Annotated in this window: 15 protein-coding genes; 11 read left to right on the top strand and 4 right to left on the bottom strand. The window is 66.4% G+C overall.

The annotated features are described in order from the left end of the window. Nucleotides 1-169: 169 nt before the first annotated feature. Nucleotides 170-943 (top strand): hypothetical protein, encoded by a 774-nt coding sequence (locus G3I17_RS00770; protein ID WP_164592879.1) that lies wholly within the window; start codon nt 170-172, stop codon nt 941-943. Nucleotides 944-1,071: 128 nt separating this feature from the next. After that, nucleotides 1,072-1,458 (top strand): hypothetical protein, encoded by a 387-nt coding sequence (locus G3I17_RS00775; protein WP_164592881.1) that lies wholly within the window; start codon nt 1,072-1,074, stop codon nt 1,456-1,458. A 16-nt stretch (nt 1,459-1,474) separates the two neighbouring features. Here G3I17_RS00775 and G3I17_RS00780 read toward each other — a convergent pair whose 3' ends face one another. The 3 genes from G3I17_RS00780 to G3I17_RS00790 form a co-directional block, all read right to left on the bottom strand. Next, nucleotides 1,475-2,899 (bottom strand): glycoside hydrolase family 30 beta sandwich domain-containing protein, encoded by a 1,425-nt coding sequence (locus tag G3I17_RS00780; RefSeq protein WP_164592883.1) that lies wholly within the window; start codon nt 2,897-2,899, stop codon nt 1,475-1,477. Between the two features lie 24 nt (nt 2,900-2,923). Next, nucleotides 2,924-3,922: a PHB depolymerase family esterase gene (locus G3I17_RS00785; RefSeq protein ID WP_164592885.1), complete on the bottom strand. Its 999-nt coding sequence runs from the start codon at nt 3,920-3,922 to the stop codon at nt 2,924-2,926. Nucleotides 3,923-4,021: 99 nt separating this feature from the next. After that, nucleotides 4,022-4,606, bottom strand: coding sequence for a TetR/AcrR family transcriptional regulator (locus G3I17_RS00790; protein WP_164592887.1), 585 nt, complete (start codon nt 4,604-4,606; stop codon nt 4,022-4,024). A gap of 229 nt (nt 4,607-4,835) precedes the next feature. On the opposite strand from G3I17_RS00790, the gene G3I17_RS00795 reads away from it, so the two are divergent. Beyond that, entirely contained in the window at nt 4,836-7,466 is a 2,631-nt protein-coding gene (locus G3I17_RS00795) for a M4 family metallopeptidase (RefSeq protein ID WP_164592889.1), read from the top strand. Between the two features lie 81 nt (nt 7,467-7,547). On the opposite strand, the gene G3I17_RS00800 is transcribed toward G3I17_RS00795, so the two are convergent. Continuing rightward, on the bottom strand, nt 7,548-8,210 hold the full coding sequence (locus tag G3I17_RS00800; RefSeq protein WP_164592891.1) for a BMP family ABC transporter substrate-binding protein: 663 nt from the start codon (nt 8,208-8,210) through the stop codon (nt 7,548-7,550). 127 nt (nt 8,211-8,337) lie between these two features. Here G3I17_RS00800 and G3I17_RS00805 point away from each other — a divergent pair, with 127 nt between their 5' ends. The 8 genes from G3I17_RS00805 (at nt 8,338) to G3I17_RS00840 (ending at nt 17,716) form a co-directional block, all read left to right on the top strand. Further along, nucleotides 8,338-9,537 carry a HupE/UreJ family protein gene (locus G3I17_RS00805; protein ID WP_164592892.1) on the top strand — a complete coding sequence of 400 codons (1,200 nt, stop codon included), beginning with the start codon at nt 8,338-8,340 and terminating at the stop codon, nt 9,535-9,537. A gap of 122 nt (nt 9,538-9,659) precedes the next feature. Next, complete coding sequence (locus G3I17_RS00810; RefSeq protein WP_164592894.1) at nt 9,660-11,237, top strand: metallophosphoesterase family protein; 1,578 nt, start codon at nt 9,660-9,662, stop codon at nt 11,235-11,237. Nucleotides 11,238-11,304: 67 nt separating this feature from the next. Further along, on the top strand, nt 11,305-12,237 hold the full coding sequence (locus G3I17_RS00815; RefSeq protein ID WP_164592896.1) for a DUF916 domain-containing protein: 933 nt from the start codon (nt 11,305-11,307) through the stop codon (nt 12,235-12,237). A gap of 118 nt (nt 12,238-12,355) precedes the next feature. Next, nucleotides 12,356-13,855, top strand: coding sequence for a CoA-acylating methylmalonate-semialdehyde dehydrogenase (locus G3I17_RS00820; RefSeq protein WP_164592898.1), 1,500 nt, complete (start codon nt 12,356-12,358; stop codon nt 13,853-13,855). Between the two features lie 3 nt (nt 13,856-13,858). After that, nucleotides 13,859-15,001, top strand: a complete 1,143-nt coding sequence (locus G3I17_RS00825; protein ID WP_164592900.1) for an acyl-CoA dehydrogenase family protein — start codon at nt 13,859-13,861, stop codon at nt 14,999-15,001. Beyond that, nucleotides 14,998-16,050 (top strand): enoyl-CoA hydratase/isomerase family protein, encoded by a 1,053-nt coding sequence (locus G3I17_RS00830; protein ID WP_164592902.1) that lies wholly within the window; start codon nt 14,998-15,000, stop codon nt 16,048-16,050. Before G3I17_RS00825 ends, G3I17_RS00830 begins: the two co-directional genes overlap by 4 nt. Then, nucleotides 16,047-16,943 carry a 3-hydroxyisobutyrate dehydrogenase gene (gene mmsB, locus G3I17_RS00835; RefSeq protein WP_164592904.1) on the top strand — a complete coding sequence of 299 codons (897 nt, stop codon included), beginning with the start codon at nt 16,047-16,049 and terminating at the stop codon, nt 16,941-16,943. Before G3I17_RS00830 ends, mmsB begins: the two co-directional genes overlap by 4 nt. Then, nucleotides 16,940-17,716 carry an enoyl-CoA hydratase gene (locus G3I17_RS00840; RefSeq protein WP_164592906.1) on the top strand — a complete coding sequence of 259 codons (777 nt, stop codon included), beginning with the start codon at nt 16,940-16,942 and terminating at the stop codon, nt 17,714-17,716. Before mmsB ends, G3I17_RS00840 begins: the two co-directional genes overlap by 4 nt. The last annotated feature ends 35 nt before the right edge of the window (nt 17,717-17,751 follow it).

A 17,751-nucleotide genomic window follows, 5' to 3' on the forward strand; every position in this document is an offset into this window, starting at 1 on the left:
CGGGTTGTGGTGTCGGTGGTGGATCCCAATGAAGGTGATTGGCCAGATGTAGTGGCGCTCAGGCGGTGAGTCGGCGCGGACGAGTCTCGACCGTAGATGGCGAGAGTCAGGTGGACGAATGGTCACTGTCGGTGGACACTGTTTGCCTGTCACGTGGGGGGAGACCACAGTGAGCAATGTGCCGACCGCTGGGCCGAAGGCAGTACCGGTTCCGCAGTGGGATCTGGACCGGCAGCGCTACGACATGAAGTTGCCGAACGAGGATGTCGACTTCGCCGTGTACGTCGCAGCGCTGCCGCATCTCGCGGTCGATTCGGCTGAGGTGACTCTGACTGCCACCCATCCCGATCAAACTATCGCCCAGCGGACCTGGACCGGGCCGTGCGTCGCTGAAGAGCTTGCTCTGATGCTTGCCAAGGCGACTCGGGTCGTGCTTCAGGTGACCTATGCCGATGGCTCTAGGCTCTGGCTGGAGTCTGGTCGGACCGAGCGCTGGCGGTGGACGACATCTGGAGAAGCGCAGGATGCGGTCAGCCTCTTCACGCGGTCTTTGCGCAAGAGCCTATGGCGCCGAAGGTTCCGCATCGGTTGGCCGTTCGTCCTCGGAATGAGCGCCTTGGTTGGCCTACTGTCCTGGGGTAAGTCCGTGCCGGCGGCTGATCCGAAAGAGCCTGACGGATATGACTACACTGGCCCGCTCTGGTACACGTTGCTGTGTGTCGTGCTGATGTTGATCGCGGTGGTCGGCGCTTTGACTACAGACCACAGTGGTTTCGGGCGAACCAGGCAGCGCTACCTGGGGCGTCTGGCCAGTCCTGGCACACGTTCCTGGCGCCGCTTCTTCACCGTTCGCCCACTGGACGTAACGAACGGCGTGGTCGCCGCGCTGGCCGTCGGTGTGATGACAGGCGTGCTCATAGCACTCATCTTCGGGTCAGGCTGAGAAGGCATGAGATCTGAAGCGACTACCGACGACTGGTGGTGAATCGGTGGCTACAACCAAAGTAGAGCCTGGCCAGGAACGAGGGCCACGAGACGGATCGCGACGCTACACCCCCTTCAATATACAGTTTGATTCGCGCGCTCACTTGCTTTCGGAAAGTCAAGGAGGAGTGGGAACCAGAGATCCAGGAGCAGCAGCGGCAGAATCAGGCCTTGGTCCGACAAGGTTTGATCTATGAGTTCGGTACGGAGAATTACGAGCTGAAGATCCAGAACTTTGCGGTTCTGGGCGCTGCGCCTTGGTCTGTGGTTGCTTTGCACAACATCTACCTGGCGCAAGCACGAGCTGCGTTCGTAGGTATGAACTACTATCCGGCATTGCTCGGGGCCTGCGGACTCGGAGAGCGCATCCTGAACCAGCTGGTACTGACCCTGCGCGAAGACTACGCCGGTCACGATGCGACGAAGCGAGTCGTCAACAAGCAGTCCCCCTTGCAACACGCGGTGGTCGGCTGATTGTCGACCTGAGAGTTCAGCCGGCCCACTTGTAGGTGGCGACGGCGCCGGCGGGGAGGGTGTGGTTGAAGGACTGGCCGTTCCAGCGGACGGTGAAGGTCTTGGCCGCCGAGCCGGCGTTGAGGGCGATCAGGGCGACCGAGTTGTCGGGGTTGCGGAAGGCAACTGTTTCGATGTTGCCGGACAGGGTGGTGGAGCTGATCCGTCGTGCACCAGGGACGACGAATTTGCTCGCGTGACCGAGGACGTAGTATTCGACGTTGTAACTGACGTTCCCGGTACCGGAGTTGATAGTGACGACACCGCGGCAGTTGGTGCAGCCGCCGTTCGTCGGTCCGCTGTTCTGATCCAGCGCCAGGTTCCAGAACATGACGCCCTTGGCCCAGTTCCTGGTGCCACCGATGATCAGGTTCTGCAGGTTCCATTTGAGGTTGTCACCGAAGTTCGGCGCCCAGGCGCCACCGGAGCACTCGGTGAGCCAGATGTCGCGGTCGGGGTGTGCGTTGTGCACAGTGGTCTGCGCACTCGGCGCACCGGCGTAGCAGTGGAAGGCTGAACCGGCCAGGTAGTTCTTCGCGGCGGCGTCGTTGAGAACGGTGGTCGGGTAGTTCGGCTCGTCCCAGTTGTGGTCCCAGGCGACGAGCTTCGTGCTGACGCCGGCTGCGGCCAACGCCGGCCCGAGGTTGTTCTTGACGAACGCGGCCTGCTCGTTGGGTTCCATTCGCATCGATTCGTACGCCGCCTCGTGGTGCGGCTCGTTCTGGGTGGCCAGCGAGTACAGCGGCAAGCCCTCGGCGGAGTATGCCTGCGCGTACTTCACCAGGTAGTTGGCGTAGTCGGCGTACCGGTCGGTGCGCAGTTTGCCGCCGTACAGGGAGTTGTTGGTCTTCATCCAGGCGGGCGCGGTCCACGGGCTGGCGAAGATCTTCAGGGCGGAGTTCTTCGCCTTGGCCGCCTTCAGGACCGGGATCGTGAAGGCCTTGTCGTGCGCGATGGAGAAGTCGTTCAGGTCGCAGCAGGTGTCGTCGAAGGTGTAGTCGGCGCTGTTGGCGGTGAAGTCGCTGGCGCCGACGGGCAGCCGGACCACGCTCAGCCCGATGCCGTTACCGCGGTCGAAGAGCTTGGTGAGTAGCGCGTCGCGCTGGCTGCTGCTCTGCTTGTTCCAGGTGAGCCAGGCAGACGAATCCGTCATGGCGGCACCGAAGCCGTCCATCGTTTGATAGGTGGTCGAGGCGGACACGTCGATGATCGTGCTGCCAGGGGTGGTTCCGAACTGTACGTCGGGCTGGCGGGCGAGCAGTTTGGAGGCGTCGGCGGTGGTGAGCCAGACCTCGGATGCGGTTGCCGCGGTTGCCGCGGTTGCCGCGGTTCCGGGGGAGACAGGGACGATGAGGCCCAGGGCAAGGGTCATGACGGCGCAGAGGGGGGCGGTTCGCTTCATGACTAGGTCAACTCCTTCGTGGGATCAGAAACGGCGGTGGGCTTGGAAGAACTGCCAGATCAAGGTGGAGGCCTCGATCTCCTTGGTTGCTCCGGAGTCGGCGGCACTGCCGGGCCAGCTATGGGTGCCACCGGCAACCTTGTAGAGAACAACCTGAGCGCCACCGGCACACCCGGTGTACGTCAGACGGTTCACATGAGGCGAGACCGCAACGACGGCCGGGCCGGTCGTGCAGCGGTCGAGCTGCGCCCAGGACTGGACCGCGAGGGGTGTGGAGTAGCCCCAGCGCAGGTCAGTGGCGCGGCCCTGGTACGGATTCGTGGTGTCGGCGTCGCCATGGAAGGTGATGACGGGCACTGGCCGATTCGGCGCGCAGGTCTGTACCTCCGCGAACATCGGGTCGGTGGGGGAGGGCCGGCCGGCGCGGAGTCCGGCGCTGGCGGCGAGGGCGGCGACCTTGTCCGGGCGGGCACACGCGTAGGCCGATGCCATCCGGGCGCCACCCGAGTGGCCGGCGACGTACACCCTCGAAGAGTCTCCGCAGACGAGTCGCGTTACGTCATCGAGAACCTTGGTCAGGAAGGCGATGTCGTCGCGCGCGTCCGGCGGCGGGTAGCTGCCCGCGGTGGTGGGGACGCCGGGCACGTTCCAGAACCAGATCTGGTTCGGGTTCGGCGTGGCGGCCGGGATGTTGCCGTTGGGTTCGACGGTGACGAAGCCCTCGCGGTCTCCGACGGGTTCGAGACCCGAGTACGCCGCCTGCTGGTCGGCGTTCCCGTTGCTGAAGTGCAGATTCAGCACGATCGGCACTCTGGCCAGCGCATCGACCGGGATGTGAACCCGGACGGGATAGGCAGCTGAGCCGAAGCCGACCTGGATCGTCTGGGTGCCGGACGGCAGCGCTCGCACACAGCGGCCGGGACCACGTTCACCATCGCTGGGGCCGGAGCCGGCGACGGCGGGTGAGGCCGTGAGCGGCAGGAACAGGGCCAGGAGCGCGATGGGGACGGCGCGAATACTCATGAGGACTCCTCGGCAGGGGCGGAACCGGGATCATTTACCTACTGAATGGTCGGTAGGTTTTACGCTGCCGTCAAGAGCTCGTAACGTCTGTGGGGTAATTCAGTCCGCGGTCAGGACCGTGATCAGCTTGCGGACCAGGCCGCCCATGTCGACCGAGTCAGGGTTGTAGAGCCACTGGATCTGCAGCCCGTCCATCACTGCGATGATCAGCGTCGCGATCTCCTGCGGATCCTTCTCGCCGGAGACCTCCCCGGCCGCCTGGGCGAGCCGGATCTCGTTGGCGATCATCGACCGCAGCCCGTCGTACCGGGACCGGAAGTAGTCCTGCGCCGGGTGATCGTCCGTCACCCCGTCGGCCGACAGTACGACGTACAGCTGGGTCAGGCCGCGTCGCTCGCTGTTGCGTTCGGCGGTGACCGCGAGGTGATCGAGAAACGCCGTACCGTGCGGGCGCTCGGGGTCGTTGACCTCGGCGATCTCCGACGCGTCGCGATGCGCCAGCAGTTCGGTCAGCAGCTGATCCTTGCTCCCGAAGTGATGCAACAACCCCGCCGGCGTGATCCCGGCCGCCGCCGCGACCTCCTGCAGCGACGCCTTGTGAAAGCCCTTGGTCGCGAACATCGCCGACGCCGCCGCCAGGATCTCCCGCCGCCGCGACGCACTACGCTCCGCGTTGGTCGCCATGGCCGCTCATCCTACGGGAGCGGTCCGTTTCGGCCGACCTTCCGGGCACTGTCGCCGGACGTTGTGGCGGCCCTGCGAGCCCCTGGCCGTGTCGATCGGGTAGACGAGTCGGTGCGGGTGGGCAGACCCGGCTGAGAGCACTCCCCAAGGCCCCTCCATCGCCCACACCCTGATGGTTCAGGAAGCAATCGGCCAGGAGGGGTTCATGTCTGATAGCGGAAGACGAGCTGTGAAACGGGGAAGATCCGCGGGATGGTTGGCGATCGCCGCGGCCGCCGGGTTGTCGATGGCGGCGGTCGTCGTACCGGCGGGCGCGAGCTCGTCCGGTGGAGGTACGCCCAGCGACCCGGTGGCAACCGGAACACAGGCTGAGTTGAAGAAAGCAGAGCTGACCAGGGCGACGCAGACCACTGCGCAGCTCCGGTTGACTCCCGGTGAGAAGTTAGTGCTGCGCAGCATCACCGCAGACCCGGACGGTACCGAATTCGTTCGGTACGACCGGACGTTCCGCGGGCTACCGGTCGTCGGTGGCGACCTGATCGTCCGTCGGGCCGAGAGCGGCGCCATCACCGACGTCAGCTACAACGCGACCGGCAAGGCGGCCGTGAAGTCGATCGAGCCGACACTGTCGCAGGCGGCCGCACTGGCCAAGGGCTCGAAGTCCGCGGACTTCAAGGCCACCAGCAACAAGGGGGCGCTGGTCGTCTTCGTCACGCCCAGCAAGCCGGTGCTCGCCTACGAGGTCGTCACTTCGGGAATCAAGGCCGACCAGACGCCGTCGGTGCTGCACACCTTCGTCGACGCCACCTCCGGTGCCGTCCTCGGCCAGGACGACGAGATCAAGACCGGCACCGGAAACTCGATGTACAGCGGCACCGTGGGCATCGGTACCTCGGGGGGCTCCGGCAACTTCTCGATGAGCGACCCGGCCCGTGGTGGGAACTACACCACGGACCTCAACAGCGCGACGTCTGGTACCGGAACCACCTATACAGACCCGGATGACACCTGGGGCAGCGGCACCACCGCGAACCGCCAAACTGCGGGCGTCGACGCGCACTACGGGGCGCAGCTGACCTGGGACTACTACAAGTACGTCCACGGCCGGAACGGCATCTTCAATGATGGCAGGGGTGCGCGCTCGCGGACGCACTACGGCAACGCGTACGTGAACGCGTTCTGGGACGGCATCCAGATGACGTACGGCGACGGCTCGGGCAGCGCCCGTCCGCTGACCTCCATCGATGTGGCCGGCCACGAGATGACGCACGGTGTCACGGAGGCGACCGCGAACCTGAACTACTTCGGCGATGCGGGCGGTCTGAACGAGGCCACCTCGGACATCTTCGGCACCGCGGTCGAGTTCTCCGCGAACAACGCGTCCGACCCGGGTGACTACCTGATCGGCGAGAAGATCAACATCAACGGCAACGGCACGCCGCTGCGCTACATGGACAAGCCGTCGAAGGACGGGCGGAGCGTGGACTGCTGGTCGACCAGCACCGGTGGGCTCGACCCGCACTACTCGTCCGGCCCGCTGAACCACTGGTTCTACCTGGCCTCCGAGGGCACCGGCAGCAAGGTCATCGGTGGCGTGACCCACAGCAGCACTTCCTGCAACGGCACCACCATCGCGGGTCTCGGTCGTGACGTCGTGGCCAAGATCTGGTACCGGGCCTTGACCATCGGCCTGCATTCCGCCAGCACGTATGCCGACGCGCGGGTGGCCGCGATCGCGGCGGCCAAGTACTACTACGGTGGTGGTTCCGCTCAGTGCCGCGGCATTGCGGCGGCCTTCGACGCGATCAACGTCGCTGGTGCCGACAGCTGCAGCGATTGGGCCTATTGGGCCGCCGGGACGAACGTCAAACCCGTCAGCGGTGACTTCGACGCCGATGGGAAGGCGGATCTGGCCCTCACCGGCGGTACCAACTGGAACACCCAGCCAGTTGCCTTCAGCAAGGGCAACGGTGACTACACCGTCTCCAACCGGCCGATCGCCGGTGGCTGGCCGGCGTGGGCCGCGGACCCGGCGGTTTCGACTGTCAGCGGCGACTTCAACAAGGATGGGAAGGCGGATCTTGCCCTGAGTGGTGGTCCTGGCTGGGCCACTCAGCCGGTGGCTTTCGGTAAGGGCGATGGCACCTTCACCGTCTCCAATCAGCCGATCCCCGGTGACTGGGCACGCTGGGCGGAGGATCCCACCGTCGAGACCGTTGCCGGCGACTTCAACAAGGATGGGTTTGCGGATCTGGCCTTGAGTGGTAGTCCTGGCTGGACTACGCAGCCGGTGGCTTTCGGTAAGGGTGATGGCACCTTCACGGTGTCCAACCTGCCGCTGCCGGGTGACTGGCCGGCGTGGGCCGCGGATCCGGCGGTTTCGACTGTCAGCGGCGACTTCAACAAGGATGGGTTTGCGGATCTGGCCTTGAGTGGTAGTCCTGGCTGGACTACGCAGCCGGTGGCTTTCGGTAAGGGTGATGGCACCTTCACCGTCTCCAACCTGCCGCTGCCGGGTGACTGGCCGGCGTGGGCCGCGGATCCGGCGGTTTCAACAGTCAGCGGCGACTTCAATGCGGATGGGTATGCGGATCTTGCCCTGAGTGGTGGTCCTGGCTGGGCCAGTCAGCCGGTCGCCTTCGGCAAGGGTGATGGCACCTTCACCGTCTCCAACCTGCCGATCCCAGGAGACTGGCCGAGCTGGGCGCAGCACCCCGATGTCGAAACCGTTCCGGGCGACTACAACGGCGACCGCAAGTCCGACCTCGCCCTCCTCGGCGGGCCGGATTGGGGAAGCCAACCGGTCGCGTCCTCCACCGGTAGCGGCTCGTTCACCATCACCAACCACCAGATCAGCTAGCCGCAGCGCGCGTCGGCGCGCAGGCAACGACAACGAACCCCAGGTCGCTACCACCGGCCTGGGGTTCGGTCGCCCTCAACTCTAGGGGAGCCATAGGACGATTCCGGTCAGGCCGGTGAGGACGCTGGCTACGCCGGCCCTGATGGCGGCCGCGGCGCGTGAAGGGGTGAAGGTGGCGGGGTCGTAGCTGGAGGATGCGCCCAGGCCTTCGCCGCGGAAGGAGGCGCCGGTCCAGTCTGCTGCGGTGACGTTGCCGGTCGGCTCGGCCAGTTCGGCGCCGACGACCAGGAACTGCTGGTCGAGGTGGTTGGGGGTGACCATCGCCAGTGGGTCGACGAGGTTGTTGCCGGCGGCGACGATGAGGTCCGGGTGCAGATCCATCGCTTCGCCGATCCGGGCGATGTAGTCGTCGGACGCGCTCGCCTGCACGGTCTTGAGGCTGACGTGCTTCTGCTTCGCCCAGTCCTGTACTGCGGTCACCAGCGTCTTCGTCTGCGCGTCGTCACCAGCCGTGAGCAGCACGACCCGATAACCCTTGGACGGATGGACGTCGTCCCACGAACCCGGCCGAGGTGTGATCGTTGCCTCCGGCGACGGTTTCGCACTGGGAACGAAGCCGGCACCGAGTGCGCCGACCGGGGTCGGCCCGGCGGCGCGCGGTTGAGACCAGTCGTCGGCGGAGGTACAGCCGCAGGCCAGTACGGCGATCGCGGCCGCGGTACCGGCGGCTTGGAACAGGCGCACGAAATCGTCCTTCGTCAGCAGGGGGATCAGCTCTTTTTACCTCATGGTTCGCCGATACTTCTGCTGGTCGGCACTTGTTCGCCCGCGGGCAGCCGATCGTTCACCCATCGGGAGCAGCGTGCGCTCCATGTCACGCATTGCTCGAGCCCTCGCGTTGGCCGCGGCCGCCGTGGTCGTAGTACTGGGGACCGCCCCGGCGGAAGCGCACGGTTTCAGTTCGACCGTGTACGCCGACCTCAGCTCGCCCGCCAAGGAGCACGTTCGCGCCCAGCTCGGACTGGAGTACGACCTGCTCGTCGTCTCCGCCGCCGATGCCGAGAAGGATGACCCGCTGTTCAAGGACGGCACCGCGGCGTTCAACTCCGGCGACTCGGCCCAGCAGGCCGCAGCACTGACGAAGCACGCCGACTCGGTCGTCCGCTACGCGACCGAACGCTTCACCGTCACGGCCAGTGGCCAGGCCTGTACTGCGACGCGCGACGGCGACTTCGCCATGGAGGAACGCGAAGGTGTCCCGTACGTCGTACTGGTGCTCGACTACCGATGCGCGCAGGCCGCCGCACATGAGATCCGTAGTGGGCTGTTCCCGGATGCCGAGGGGTACGTCAAGGGCACCAAGACCATCGTCACGTACCACCTCGACCTGAAGAAGGGCAGCAGTGCCCTCGACGACCAGCATCCGGTGTTGTCGACCCAACAGTCCACAGGGCAACGGTTCTGGGAGTTCTTCCGGCTCGGCGCCGAGCACCTGCTGACCGGGCTCGACCACATCCTGTTCCTGCTGGCGCTGATTGCCGGATCCCGCCGGCTGCGCGAGATCGTGCTCGCGGCGACGACCTTCACGCTCGCCCATTCGGTGACCTTCGTACTGGCCGCGCTCGGTCTGGTGCACGTGACCGCCTCGTTCGTCGAGCCCGTCATCGCCTTGTCGATCGCGGTCGTCGCGGGTTGGCATCTGTGGCGGCTCTGGCGCCGGGGGAGGATGGCCACCGACATCGAGACGGACAGCCGCAGCCACCTCAGTCTGGACCGTGCGGGCTGGACCCGGCTGGCGGTGGTGTTCTGCTTCGGTCTCGTGCACGGGCTCGGTTTCGCGGGGGCGCTGGGCATCGACGAGGCGTGGTCGTGGCAGCTGCTGTGGTCGTTGCTCGTCTTCAACATCGGCATCGAGGTCGTCCAGTTGTCGCTCATCGCGCTGACCTTCCCGCTGCTCGCCCTGCTCCGCCATCGCGCACCGGTCGCCGCGCTCTGGACCACCGGTGCGATCGCCGCGGGGGTCTCGGCGGCGGGCCTGTTCTGGTTCGTACAGCGCGTGACCGGGATGTGACGCGCCCTCGACTGTTGCGTGGCGTGCAGCGGAGTGGTGAACCGTTGTTCACCTCGATTCCACCGACCAGGAAGACGCTCAGAGGCGCACTTTCATCACCCCTGTCAACGGATGGACACTCGATGAAGCTCATCAACTGGGCACACGTGGCCGGCGGTGCACGCCGACGCGTGGCCGCGGGCGCAGCAGTGGCAGTCATTGGCGCCTCGACGGCGTTCGGTGGCGGTCTGGGCGTGGCACATGCCGCCGACGCCCCGGCACCCACCGGAATCATCCTCGGAGTCGGCGCCTCCGAGACCCAACGCGTCGTCAGCTGGTACGCCGGCACCGACGCGGCGCAGGTCGTCCAGCTCGCCGAGACGAAGGACATCGTCAAGGGCAGGTTCCCGGCGAACGCGACCAGCTTCCCGGCCACCGTCACGGCCAACACCGTGAGCGGCGGCTTCAACGGGCACGCGACCCTCGACGGGCTGCGCAAGAACACGTCGTACTCGTACCACGTCGGCTCCGGCGCCACCTGGTCGCCGACGTACGGCTTCAAGACGCACGAGTTCAGCGGCGACTACAGCTTCCTGTTCTTCGGGGACCCGCAGATCGGCTCGTCCGGTGACGTCGCCAAGGACGGCGCCGGCTGGGCGGACACGCTGAACGTCGCCCTGACCGCCAACCCGAGCGCCGAGCTCCTGGTCTCCGGTGGCGACCAGGTCGAGACCGCCAACAACGAGCCGCAGTGGAACGCCTTCCTGGGTTCCGACAAGCTGCGGCAGTACCCGTGGGCCGCGACGATCGGCAACCACGACGTCGGCGGCAAGGCCTACGAGCAGCACTTCTGGACTCCGAACACCGACCGTTCGGCGCCGTTCTACCGCGGTGACGCCAAGTCCGAGTCGGGTGGCGACTACTGGTACAAGTACAAGGACGTGCTGTTCATCGACCTGAACAGCAACGCCTACGCCAACAACGCCGACGCCGCGCACATCGCCTATGTCACCAAGGTCATCCAGGACCAGGGTGCGAACGCGAAGTACACGGTGCTCGTCTACCACCACTCGATCTACTCGCCGGCCGACCACGCCAACGACGGCGACAACCAGCTCCGCCGGCAGGACTTCCCGACGGCGTTCTCGAACCTCGGCGTCGACCTGGTCCTGCAGGGTCACGACCACAGCTACTCGCGCAGCTACGTGATCAAGAACGGCAAGAAGGCCAACCCGGCCGAGCAGCCGGGCGCGACCAAGGTGGAGCAGGGCCCGGGCGGCGTCATCTACGTGACGGCCAACTCGGCGTCCGGTTCGAAGTACTACGACCTGACCGCGCCCGACACCAGCAAGGACCCGAACTACGGTCCCGACCCGCTGAACCCGAAGAACCACTGGGCCAACTCGGTCGAGAACCAGGAGCACGTCCGGACGTACGTCAAGGTCGACGTCCGTGACGACAAGCTCACGGTCGAGGAGATCCGCAGCGGTACCTGTGCCGCTCCGAACGCCGCGGTCGAGCTCGGCCGCGTCCCGTGGTGCGGCCCGAACAGCGGCGCCAGCCCGGCCCAGCCGGTCGGCTCCGTGATCGACCGAGTCCGGTACTACCCGTACAACGACCGTGGCGTCCGCGCCGCGGCAGCCGACGGCGTGAACTGGACCGAGAGCAAGACCACGAAGGACAACGGACAGGAGAAGGTGACGCTCACTTCGGTGAGCTGATTCCTGTCGGGGGTGGGCGCTCACGGGGCGTCCACCCCTTACTCCTCTAGCTGCCGAAGGTCATCAGATGCCTGTACTACGCACGCTCGCCGCCGCGTTCGCCCTGCTCGCGATCGGAGCCGCCCCCGCTGCGGCGGCCGACGATGCGCCCTGGCAGGTGAAGACGGCCGCGACGAGTTACGGCTCGAACCGGGCGAACTACAGCTACACGACGGCCGGCGGTGGCGAGGTACAGGACGCGTTCGTCGTGGTGAACCGCGGCAAGACGCCACTCCAGCTTGCTGTCTATGCCGCCGACGCGTTCACCACGACGAGTGGGCAGCTCGATCTTCTCGGCGCCGACGCGAAATCGGAGGACCTCGGTTCCTGGGTCCATGCCGGCAGCAACCAAGTGAAGGTCCAGCCAGGTCAGTCCATCCAAGTGCCGTTCAAGATCGCCGTACCAGCGGATGCCAGGCCCGGTGACCACCTGGGCGGTGTCATCACCTCGCTGACCCAAAACGATGTGGAGCGCCGGCTCGCCATCCGGATCCGGCTGCGGGTCAGTGGTGTGCTCAAGCCGAGCCTGGCGGTCGAGAACCTGAAGGTGCAGTACTCAGGCAAAGCCTTCGGCAATGGCGACGCGATCGTCGCCTACGAGATCCACAACACCGGCAACACCATCGCGGCCGCCCGCCAAGAAGCCTCCGTCTCTGCTCCTTTCGGGAAGCTAAGGACGCAGGCCGGCGCGATCGACGACTCTCCTCAGTTGCTCCCCGGTGAGATGTGGAAGGTCTCCGTACCGATCCACGGCGTGACGCCTGCCGGGAGACTGACTGCGGCAGTCGACCTGCTCCCGCTGGTCACGGACGCGGCCGGCTCGACCGCCATCCTCCCCGTCACGCAGACCAGCACTCACACCTGGACGATTCCGTGGACCCTCCTGGTCCTGCTCGTCCTGGTCTCAGCCACCGTCGTCCTCGTCATCCGCCGGTTCCGGCCGCGGCGAGTACCTGCCTGAGGTCAGGGATCGGCGGTGCTGTAGATCACGGAGATTAGTAGGACGTCCACGTATATAGTCGGACTTCCTAGTATCTGATGAGGCTGCCCATCGCAGTCGCGACGTACGGGAGTAGACGTTGAGCAACGAGCTGAGTCACTTTGTGGCCGGGCAGCACACCGCGGGGACCTCGGGGCGGTACGCCGACGTCTTCGATCCGAATACGGGGAGCGTGCAGGCTCGCGTTCCGCTGGCGAGCAAGGCCGAGGTCGTGGCCGCGATCGACGACGCCGAGCGGGCGCAGCTCGAGTGGGCGGCGTGGAACCCGCAGCGCCGGGCCCGGGTGTTGCTGCGCTTCCTCGACCTGGTCAACCGGGACATGGATTCGCTCGCCCGGTTGCTGTCGAGTGAGCACGGCAAGACCGTCCCCGACGCCAAGGGCGACATCCAGCGTGGGCTGGAGGTGATCGAGTTCGCCGCCGGGGGACCGCACCTGCTCAAGGGTGAGTACACGACCGGCGCCGGGACGGGCATCGATGTCTACTCGATGCGTCAGCCGCTCGGTGTCGTCGCTGGGATCACCCCGTTCAACTTCCCCGCGATGATTCCGCTGTGGAAGGCCGGACCGGCACTGGCCGCCGGCAACGCGTTCATCCTCAAGCCGTCCGAGCGCGACCCCTCGGTGCCGTTGCGGATCGCCGAGTTGTTCCTCGAAGCGGGGCTGCCGGCCGGCGTGTTCAACGTCGTCAACGGCGACAAGGAAGCGGTCGACGCGCTGCTCGAGGACGAGCGGGTCAGGGCCGTCGGCTTCGTCGGGTCGACGCCGATCGCGCAGTACATCTACGAGTCCGCGGCCGCCAACGGCAAGCGGGCGCAGTGCTTCGGCGGCGCCAAGAACCACATGATCGTGATGCCCGACGCGGATCTCGACGATGTCGCCGACGCGCTGATCGGAGCCGGCTACGGCTCGGCCGGTGAGCGTTGCATGGCGATCTCGGTGGCGGTACCGGTCGGTCAGGAGACCGCCGACGCCCTGGTGGCGAAGCTGAAGGAGCGGATCGCGGAGCTGACGGTCGGGCACAGCCTGGACGAGAAGGCCGACTACGGTCCGCTCGTCACGGCCGAGGCGCGGCAGCGGGTGATCGACTACATCGGCGCCGGTGTCGAGGAGGGTGCCGAGCTGCTGGTCGACGGTCGCGACTTCGTCCTGGCCGGTCACGAGTCGGGCTTCTTCCTCGGCCCCACGCTCTTCGACCACGTGAAGCCGGGGATGCGGATCTACGACGAGGAGATCTTCGGACCCGTTCTCGTCGTGGCCCGCGCCGAGACGTACGAGGACGCGCTGCGCCTGCCGAGCGAGCACGAGTACGGCAACGGGGTCTCGATCTACACCCGCGACGGCGACACCGCGCGCGACTTCACCGCTCGTGTCAACGTCGGCATGGTCGGCGTCAACGTGCCGATCCCGGTGCCGATCGCGTACCACACGTTCGGCGGCTGGAAGCGGTCCGGTTTCGGTGATCTGAACCAGCACGGGCCCGACTCGTTCCGCTTCTACACCAAGACCAAGACGGTGACGTCGCGGTGGCCGTCCGGCGCCAAAGAAGGCGCCAGCTTCGTCATCCCGACGATGAGCTGACCGATGACCTCTGACAACGAAGAGCTTCAGGCGATCGCCCGGGAGGTGCGCAAGTTCGCCGAGAGCGAGCTCGCGCCGCACGCGGTCGAATGGGACCAGAACAAGCACTTCCCGGTCGACGTACTCCGGCGCGCGGGCGATCTCGGACTGGGTGGGATCTGCGTCGCCGAGGATGTCGGTGGTTCCGGGCTCGGCCGGCTCGACGCGGTGACCATCTTCGAGGAGCTGTCCCGCGGGGATACCGCGATCGCGGCGTACGTCTCGATCCACAACATGGTGACGTCGATGATCGACTCGGCCGGCTCGGACGAGCAGCGGCAGCGCTGGGTACCTGGATTGGCCAGCATGGAAGGGCTTGGGAGCTACTGCCTCACCGAGCCTGAGGCTGGGTCCGATGCGGGCGCGCTGCGGACGACTGCTCGCCGCGACGGTGACGGCTATGTGCTCGATGGGGTGAAGCAGTTCATCTCTGGTGCGGGGTCGTCCAGCGTGTACGTCGTGATGGCGCGAACCGGCGACGCCGGGGCGCGGGGGATCACCGCGTTCATCGTGCCCGGCGATGCTGAAGGCCTGTCTTTCGGGGCGAACGAACGCAAGATGGGCTGGCACGCGCAGCCGACCAGGCAGGTCATTCTGGATGGCGTCCGGGTGCCGGTGGCGCAGCGACTCGGCGAGGAGGGCGAGGGGTTCGGCATCGCGATGCGCGGCCTCAACGGCGGCCGGCTCAACATCGCGGCCTGCTCGTTGGGCGGTGCGCAGTGGGCGCTCGAACAGGCGACTCGCTACTTGCAGACCCGTAGCGCGTTCGGAGCGCCGCTCGTCACGCAGCAGGCGCTGGTGTTCCAGTTGGCCGACATGGAGACCGAGTTGCAGGCCTCGCGGTGCCTGCTGCAGCACGCCGCGAGGACGCTCGACAATCGTGCGGCGGACGCGGCGAAGGTGTGTGCGATGGCGAAGCGGTTCGTCACCGATGCGGCCTTCACTGTGGCCAACCAGGCTTTGCAGTTGCACGGCGGCTACGGGTACCTGAGCGAGTACGGCATCGAGAAGGTGGTCCGCGATCTGCGCGTCCACCAGATCCTGGAAGGAACCAACGAGATCATGCGACTGATCGTCGGACGTGCATTGATCGAGGAGGCGGCATGACCGAGCCCACTGTTCTGATCAGCCGCGACGGCGGGGCGGGGCACATCGTTCTGAACCGGCCCAAGGCGATCAACGCGTTGACGCACGAGATGGTGACGCTCATCCAGTCGGCGCTGGATTCGTGGGCCGATGATCCTTCGGTGCAGACGGTCGTGCTCACCGGTAGCGGGGAGCGCGGGCTGTGCGCGGGTGGCGACATCGTCTCGATCTACCAGGACGGGCTGGCGCACGGTACGGCGTCTGCGGAGTTCTGGGCCGCGGAGTACCGGCTGGACGCGACGATCGCCGACTACCCGAAGCCGTTCGTGGCGATCATGGACGGGATCGTCCTTGGTGGCGGGATCGGGCTGTCGGCCCATGCGAGCGTGCGGGTGGTGACCGAGCGGTCGAAGATCGGGATGCCGGAGACGGGGATCGGGTTCTTCCCGGATGTCGGTGGCACCTACTTGTTGTCGCGGGCGCCGGGTGAGCTTGGTACGCATTTGGCGTTGACTGCGGGATCGGTGCGGGCGGGCGACGCGATCGCCGTGGGCTTGGCCGACTGGTATGTGACCAGCGACCAGCTTCCTGCGTTGATCGCTTCGCTGGCGAGTGTGGCGTCTTCGGAGGCAATTGCCGCGGTGGCGTCGGCGGCGCCGTCCTCTGCGTTGCTGGCCGATCGCGAGTGGATCGACGCTGCGTACGAAGGCGATGACCTGGTCAAGATCCTTGCCCGGTTGGCGGATTCGGAGATCGAGGCGGCGCGCGAGACGGCGGTAGTACTGGCGTCGAAGTCGCCGACCTCGGTGAAGGTGACGTTGCGGGCGCTGCGGAGTGCGGCGGATCTGGCGACGCTGCGGGAGGCGCTGGATCAGGAGTATCGGCTGTCGGTGCGGTTCCACGGGGCGCACGACTTCATCGAGGGCGTGCGGGCGCAGGTGATCGACAAGGATCGCAATCCGCAGTGGGTGCCTTCGACGATCGATGAGGTTGCCGAGGAGACCGTGGCCGCGTACTTCGCGCCGCTGGGTGCTGACGAGCTGGGACTGACCAAGGAGAGTGCTGTATGACCGCCGTAGGTTTCATCGGGCTCGGCAACATGGGTGGGCCGATGGCGGCCAACCTGGTCAAGGCGGGCTTCACCGTCACCGGCTTCGACCCGTCCGACGTGGCGCGTTCTGCTGCTGTGGAAGCCGGTGTCGCGATGGTGGCGACGCCGGCCGAGGCGGTGGCCGGGGCTGACGTGGTCATCACCATGTTGCCCAGCGGGCGTCATGTTCTCGAGGTCTACCAAGGCGAGGACGGTCTGCTGGCCTCCGCGCCGGCCGGTGCGTTGTTCGTCGACTGCTCGACGATCGCCGTGTCCGACGCGCGAGAGGCTGCTGCGTTGGTGGTGTCGGCGGGGCATCGCGCGCTTGATGCGCCGGTGTCCGGGGGAGTCGTCGGTGCGACCGCGGGAACGCTGACGTTGATGGTCGGTGCGCTGGACGAGGATCTGGCGGCGGTACGGGAGGTCCTGGAGCCGATGGCCGGGCGGATCGTGCACTGCGGCGAGCCGGGGGCCGGGCAGGCGGCGAAGATCTGCAACAACCTGATCCTCGGGATCTCGATGATCGGCGTGAGCGAGGCGTTCGTGCTCGGCGAGAAGCTCGGGCTGTCGCACCAGGCGCTGTACGACGTGACGTCGACCGCGTCGGGTCAGTGCTGGTCGTTGACGACCAACTGCCCGGTACCGGGTCCGGTGCCGACGAGTCCGGCCAATCGCGACTACCAGCCGGGCTTCGCGGCGCCGTTGATGGCGAAGGATCTCGGGCTCGCCATCCAGGCTGCCGAGACGACCGGTACGACGGCGAACCTGGGCACGCTGGCCGCGGCACTCTACCGGGAATTTGCCGACGGCAACGGTTCGGGGCTGGACTTCTCGGCCATCATCAACTCTATCCGGGAAGGCAGCCAGGCATGAGCAACTACGAGAACATCATCGTCACGCGGGACGGCCGGACCGCGACGATCACGCTCGATCGGCCGAAGGCGCTCAATGCTTTGAACGAGGCGTTGATGTACGAGGTCGTCGCCGCGGCTTTGGAGCTTGACGCTGACCGTGGGGTCGGCGCGATCGTTCTGACCGGGTCCGAGCGAGCCTTCGCGGCGGGTGCCGACATCAAGGAGATGCAGGCGCAGTCGTACCAGGACATGTACCTGTCGGACTGGTTCACTGCCTGGGACCGGCTTGCTGCTGTCCGTACGCCGTTGATCGCGGCGGTCAGCGGGTATGCGTTGGGTGGAGGGTGTGAACTGGCGATGATCTGCGACATCTTGATTGCTGCGGATACGGCGAAGTTTGGTCAGCCCGAGATCACGCTCGGGGTGATTCCCGGGATCGGCGGCTCGCAACGGTTGACCCGCGCGATCGGCAAGGCGAAGGCGATGGATCTGATCCTGACTGGTCGCACCATCGGCGCCGAGGAGGCGGAGCGGGCCGGCCTGGTCTCGCGCGTCGTCCCCGCCGCCACCCTGCTCGAAGAAGCGGCGGCTGTCGCCCACAAGATCGCCGAGATGTCGTTGCCGGCCGTCTATGTGGCGAAGGAGGCCGTCAACCGAGCCTTCGAGTCAACCCTTGCCGAAGGCATCTTGTTCGAACGCCGCACCTTCCACGCCACCTTCGCCCTCGACGACCGTACCGAGGGCATGACCGCCTTCATCGAAAAGCGCAAGCCGGACTTTACGCACCGCTGAACCTCACGCACCGGGAACTCCCCACGCTTGCCGAG

The organism is Streptomyces sp. SID13031 (assembly GCF_010548305.1).
Lineage (GTDB): Bacteria > Actinomycetota > Actinomycetes > Propionibacteriales > Kribbellaceae > Kribbella.

What these genes read in the sequence shown, in the direction of transcription:
- G3I17_RS00780 (WP_164592883.1), bottom strand. Translation starts at nt 2,899, where the DNA reads ATGAAGCGAACCGCCCCCCTCTGCGCCGTCATGACCCTTGCCCTGGGC.
- G3I17_RS00785 (WP_164592885.1), bottom strand. Translation starts at nt 3,922, where the DNA reads ATGAGTATTCGCGCCGTCCCCATCGCGCTCCTGGCCCTGTTCCTGCCG.
- G3I17_RS00790 (WP_164592887.1), bottom strand. Translation starts at nt 4,606, where the DNA reads ATGGCGACCAACGCGGAGCGTAGTGCGTCGCGGCGGCGGGAGATCCTG.
- G3I17_RS00805 (WP_164592892.1), top strand. Translation starts at nt 8,338, where the DNA reads ATGTCACGCATTGCTCGAGCCCTCGCGTTGGCCGCGGCCGCCGTGGTC.
- G3I17_RS00810 (WP_164592894.1), top strand. Translation starts at nt 9,660, where the DNA reads ATGAAGCTCATCAACTGGGCACACGTGGCCGGCGGTGCACGCCGACGC.
- G3I17_RS00815 (WP_164592896.1), top strand. Translation starts at nt 11,305, where the DNA reads ATGCCTGTACTACGCACGCTCGCCGCCGCGTTCGCCCTGCTCGCGATC.
- G3I17_RS00825 (WP_164592900.1), top strand. Translation starts at nt 13,859, where the DNA reads ATGACCTCTGACAACGAAGAGCTTCAGGCGATCGCCCGGGAGGTGCGC.
- G3I17_RS00830 (WP_164592902.1), top strand. Translation starts at nt 14,998, where the DNA reads ATGACCGAGCCCACTGTTCTGATCAGCCGCGACGGCGGGGCGGGGCAC.
- mmsB (WP_164592904.1), top strand. Translation starts at nt 16,047, where the DNA reads ATGACCGCCGTAGGTTTCATCGGGCTCGGCAACATGGGTGGGCCGATG.
- G3I17_RS00840 (WP_164592906.1), top strand. Translation starts at nt 16,940, where the DNA reads ATGAGCAACTACGAGAACATCATCGTCACGCGGGACGGCCGGACCGCG.